Origin of the sequence: Arenibacter latericius DSM 15913 (assembly GCF_000424985.1) — a bacterium.
Taxonomy (GTDB): Bacteria; Bacteroidota; Bacteroidia; order Flavobacteriales; family Flavobacteriaceae; genus Arenibacter; species Arenibacter latericius.
The window spans coordinates 1-5,186 of record NZ_AUKX01000083.1 but is presented as its reverse complement, the minus strand read 5'-3'; the positions used below and the strand labels follow the sequence as shown (position 1 = coordinate 5,186).

Here is a 5,186-nt window from a genome sequence, read left to right as displayed (position 1 = left end):
CATACCCCAAGAGTCCCATCGGAAAAGCTTTCCTATATACCATGAACCGTTGGGACCAGCTCAGCACCTATCTTTATGACGGCATCCTGGAAATCGATAATAACCTGGTGGAAAATGCCATAAGACCCCTGGCCCTAGGAAGAAAAAACTACCTGTTCGCAGGTTCACATGATGCCGCACAAAGGGCCGCTGGCATCTATTCCTTTTTTGCTACTTGCAAAAAACACGAGGTAAATCCATATGAATGGTTAAAGTATACCTTGGAGAATATCATGACCATCAACCATAAGGACATCCGGGACCTTTATCCACAGAACTATAAAAAACTTAAAAAAAGATAAACCCGCTATAGGGTAAAGACCTTATAAGAATTAATCGGTTCTCCAAGACGTGGTTCGTGGGACGGATACTTTACACCTTTACCTACTCGACTGTACACTGGCTTTTTTCCTTTCCGATTGTCATCCAGCGTTGGTAAAGGCATGCTCTTTTGCAATTTTTGGCTTGTGTTTTGGCTGTAGCGAATTGCAAATGTGTATGGCTTTAAGCGGTGGCTATTAGTATCTCGATAAAAATCTTCTTTGTCTTTCTCTATCACCACTTTTTAAACACCATTCAATTCGGTCATTTAAATATTTTTTTATTGGAATTAGTTTAATACCTAAGTCTGATTTTTCGACAATCGAAAGTATTCGTCTCCAATCAGCAGCCTCAATATCGGAAAGTATTACATCACCTGAGCCACTCGTTCCATTTCCTCTCCACGCAAGATGTCTAAAGTCTTCTACATTTTGATTTAGAGATATATAAAGTAAAAGAACTTTTTCAAACATATCTTGACAAGAGTGCCTAATAATATCAACAATAATTTCTATTTTCTTAGTGTCTTTGTTATTGTCAATTACATACTTTTCAATAAAAATGTTAGCTCTTGATTTATGAGGCTCTACTAAATTCCAGAAGAATGCATTACAAAAATGTTCTAGTATTCCATAGTAAGTATCTTTTTCAATTATTAAATCAAATATCTTAACTAATAGCTCTTCAGCATCTTTTAATTCCCAAATAACCTGTAGATTTTTTCTATCTGAAGAAATTCTATTACTAGATACAGTAAAGAGGCTATCAATATATTCGACAAGGAAGTTTGAATCTAGTTTGAGAATTTTTAAGAGACCTTTTTGTTCATAATCAAATGAAGTTTGAAGTTTATCTTGCTGTATATAGCTTTTCTTAACTAAATCTAAATCGTCACCCAGATTATCGAAATGATTGTCAAACAAATCCATCCATAACAATATATCGAACTCCTCGTCCTCATTTTTTTTAAGTACTAACTTTAATATTGATTGGAATATGTTAGGCTCTTTTTCCAAATATTTTTGAAGCATATCAAAATGAATTGTATAGCGCTCATCAATGTTTTCAACCGTCTCTAATAAGTTCTTTACTTTTTCATCATCAATTAACGAAGTTGATAAATAATTGAAATATGACATTTGCCATTGGAATTTTGATTTGAAACTATAGTCCGAAATTAATTTCCATATTTTTGATGCCTTCTCAGAATCATTTAATTGATTGCGAAAAACAGCCCACGGTAAATAACCAATCTCATTATCTTTTTTTACAGTTTCAATTAGCATTTCTAAACCTAATTCAAAATTTTTATTAAGGTTTTCGTCAATAATACAGTCATATGATTTATTATAGTTCCAATTATTATCGCTGACATTACTTAGATAAATGAAGCTTTTATAGAATCCTTTAAACTCGTCAATAGAGCTGAATATGAAAGATTTCCTAATTTCATTTTCTTTCAACCTATCATATTCTCTGAAATCATCAAACTCAAACATCTCTTTATCTCTAATTCTGTTCCAATCTATTAAGAGAAATGTTTTATACATATCATTTATAAACTGCTCTTTTAGAGATGAGAATATTGGTAAGTCAATTGAATTACTTTGTAAATCTTTGATTTGTCTTTGTACATATCTACAATGCTCAAACGATTCATTATTTAATTTTTTTTGAATTATTTCAACAATAAAATTAACATCAAACTCTAATAAATCCTTGGTTATGTCTCTTCTGCCACTTGGGTGACTTAATAAAACATTAAATGATTCTTTTGGATAATCATCAAAATTGCTAAACAAAGAATTCCATATTTTTTCTCTAAAATTTTTAACGGAATGAGATGCTGGTATTGGATAATCATACCAAGTAATAGAATTATTTCTTCCTCCCTTAATTTGATGATATTTAAAAGCTATAAAGCTTTTTGAAAGCTCGAAAAAAGCAATTGAATACAAGTTATCGTTTGAGTTTAGACCTTCAATTAGACAGTCAAATAGTACATTCTGTCTTTCAAATCGATATTTTTCGTCTTCAACATCAAAAGTTAATTTCTCTCTAACTTTATGAATTAATTCAGGTAGATGTTTTGGTTGTTTTCTGACATATTCGAAAGAGAGTTGTATGGCATCTTTTAAATTTGATGGAAATCTAAAAAACTCACCTAAAAGTTCAATTATATCGTTCTTGTCGTATGCAAATTGATTATTCTTATAAGTTACAGTGTAATCTTCAGTCTCTTCTTTCTCGAAGCCTTCAATAAATTCATAGACATATGCTAGAGATTCGTCCTGAAGATAGTACCAGAAAGTTGCTAGTAGTTTTAAAGCCTTTTTATGCTCTCCTTTAATCGTTTTCCAATAATCCTGAAGTTTTGGCTTTAATTTTTCCATTACATTCTCATGGCCAAATGTGTTATTGGCAGGAATTACACAATCATTAAAACGATAATTATTGGCCTCAAAATAATTACTTAGTAGAACCTCGAAAGAAAGTAAATCATCTTTTATGAATGCTTTGTAGAAAAAGTAAGTTGAAAGATTCTGTTCAGGTATTTTAATGTGTTCAAACTGAATTTCAACAAGTTCTAGTTTATCAAGTATATCAATAGCATCAATGAATTCATCGTATTCTATATTGAAATTTGCTAAAATAGATTCAGTTACAGCCCTGTCCTTGTAAGGTATAGTATAGAAAAATGCAATAATACCGAGAATCTTAATGTTTAAATCGTTAGCAAATTCTCCTTCATCTTTTATAAATGTGGAAAAATACTTTTCAAATAAATCGGAAACATCAGTAAGCACGTAAATATTTTGTTCGGCTTTAGCTAATAAGGAAGTCATAATAGCCAACCTTGGATTACCATCTGAAATTTGAATAATTACTCTTTGATATTCAGGGTTTAATATCTCAAAAGGTTTAGCTTCAATAATATCTTTTATTTGCTCATCATTTAATTTGTATACATCAACCCTTTGAGGTGAAAATTCTTGACATAATAATCCAATCTCTTGGAATGCATAATCACGAACAGTTATTATGATTTTTAGTTTACCTTTTCTTGGTGTTTTGTAAAAACCGATTATTTGATTGAATGCATCTATCCTGTTTGCGTCATCAACAAATAAAATATAGTTTTCGTCTTCTTTGAAGTATTGATAAAGGTCATTTAGTAATGTGTGATTTTTATAAGAAATGCAGTAAGCATTATAATCTAGGTTCTCTTTAAGAAAATTATCAATAGATTCTAATGCTAATTTTGTTTTTCCTACTCCAGCTGCACCAGTAAGAATTATAATATCTGATTCATTCAAGGAATTACATAGTTCAGTAAGTTCTTTTTCTCTATGTAAAAACGTATTGTCTAATGGTGTTGAAATACCTTTTGAGGCACTATTGTATTCTTTTATGAATTGTTTAATGGATACAATCTGTCCTGTGTCTAAAGGTAAGCCTAGATATTGATGAGTTAAATCTCGATGGTGAAGATGAAGTTCTACAGCTAATGAATCTAGAGTATAAACAGTAAGTTGGATATAAGTGCCAGATAGAAGATTTTTTAATTCCTCAACTTCATCTGCCTTTAGACTAAAGTTAATACATAAAATTATTTCAGAAATTTTATTTAACTCAATACCAGTCTTAGTAACATCAATACATTTATTTATATCGTCTTTTAGTTTTGAAAGTCCAGAAGTTATATTTGTTGAGTGCTCAACAAAAATATATTGTCCATTTGGTAAAAGTAAAAAAGAATCTGGTGTTCCTACTGTAGTTTTTTGTTTTCCACTTTGACTTCCAGTCCTTGAAAAGGCAGAGTAGTTTTTATTTCTAATGCTTAAAAAGCTGTCACATAATTCTTGGAAAACGGCATCGTTTATTGAAGTTAATTCCTTCTCGATTTCTTGTAGTCTGCTCATCTCATTCGGTGTTGGCTAAAAACAGCTCTTTTGGTTTTTAAGCGTTGGCTTTAGTAGTGGGAAAACCAAATGTGCTGTTTGTGCGGCTGGTTTCCATAGCTTGTGTACGATTGTGCTAAGCGTAGTGCGGATGCTAGGAAACGTTTAGTTTCCCTCTGCGCACGAAGCTAAAGCTTATTGTTTAGTTTTATTTTTTTCTTATCCAAAGCTAAATCCATAAGATTTAGCGACTTCATAAATATACACAGACCTTTCGGTTTTGCCCTAAAGTCCGCATTACGCTTAGGTTTTGTTGGCCATAGTTATTTCTTTTTTAAACTCCTGAATTTTATCGTAATCAGTAATTTCTAGTAAGTCCAATAGTTGTAACCACCCCAAAATCCCATTCTTATGATAGTGAATCAACATTTCTTTAAAATGCTTTAACCTTTCAGCCTCGGTTTGCAGGAAAGTATACTTCAATTTCCTTCCATTTTTCAGTACCATCACCATTACGTTATCAAGTCCGTTTGAAAGGTGAGGAGTAAATTCCATTACCGAGTTTACAAACATTCCTCTAATGTCGAAAGCTTGGCTAAAGTCCAATTTTGATATTTCTGAAAGAGGGTAATTAACCGTGTCAACTTGAACTCGGTCATCCCAAAATGTTAGTTTTCCGTAAAATTCACCAAATTCACCTTCGTAACGAAAAAAGGTACTTATCATAAGTCCAACTCCATAGATAAACCAAATGATGGCCAAATATAATACCCAACCATTAAAGTTAAATCCTTGTGATTGTTGTAGATAAGCCAAGAAAAAAAGTCCGCCCGTCAAAAAAATCCCGACCCATTGGTCAGGATTGAGATGAATTCCCTTTTTCTTTTTGAATAATTTTAAGCTTCTCGGTCTCATTGTATAATT

Annotated in this window: 3 protein-coding genes; 1 reads left to right on the top strand and 2 read right to left on the bottom strand. The window is 31.7% G+C overall.

What is annotated here, in order from left to right; all coding sequences use genetic code 11:
* Positions 1–341 (top strand): IS66 family transposase (locus H344_RS0116480; RefSeq protein WP_026811282.1); only part of this gene is annotated, 341 nt, incomplete at its 5' end.
* 216 nt (positions 342–557) lie between these two features.
* On the opposite strand, the gene H344_RS0116475 is transcribed toward H344_RS0116480, so the two are convergent.
* Positions 558–4,283, bottom strand: a complete 3,726-nt coding sequence (locus H344_RS0116475) for an nSTAND3 domain-containing NTPase (protein ID WP_026811281.1) — start codon at positions 4,281–4,283, stop codon at positions 558–560.
* Between the two features lie 282 nt (positions 4,284–4,565).
* Positions 4,566–5,186 (bottom strand): hypothetical protein (locus H344_RS21260; protein ID WP_051254379.1); only part of this gene is annotated, 621 nt, incomplete at its 5' end.

Excerpts from the sequence above, each read along its gene's own strand:
- H344_RS0116475 (WP_026811281.1), bottom strand. The coding sequence starts at position 4,283 with ATGAGCAGACTACAAGAAATCGAGAAGGAATTAACTTCAATAAACGAT.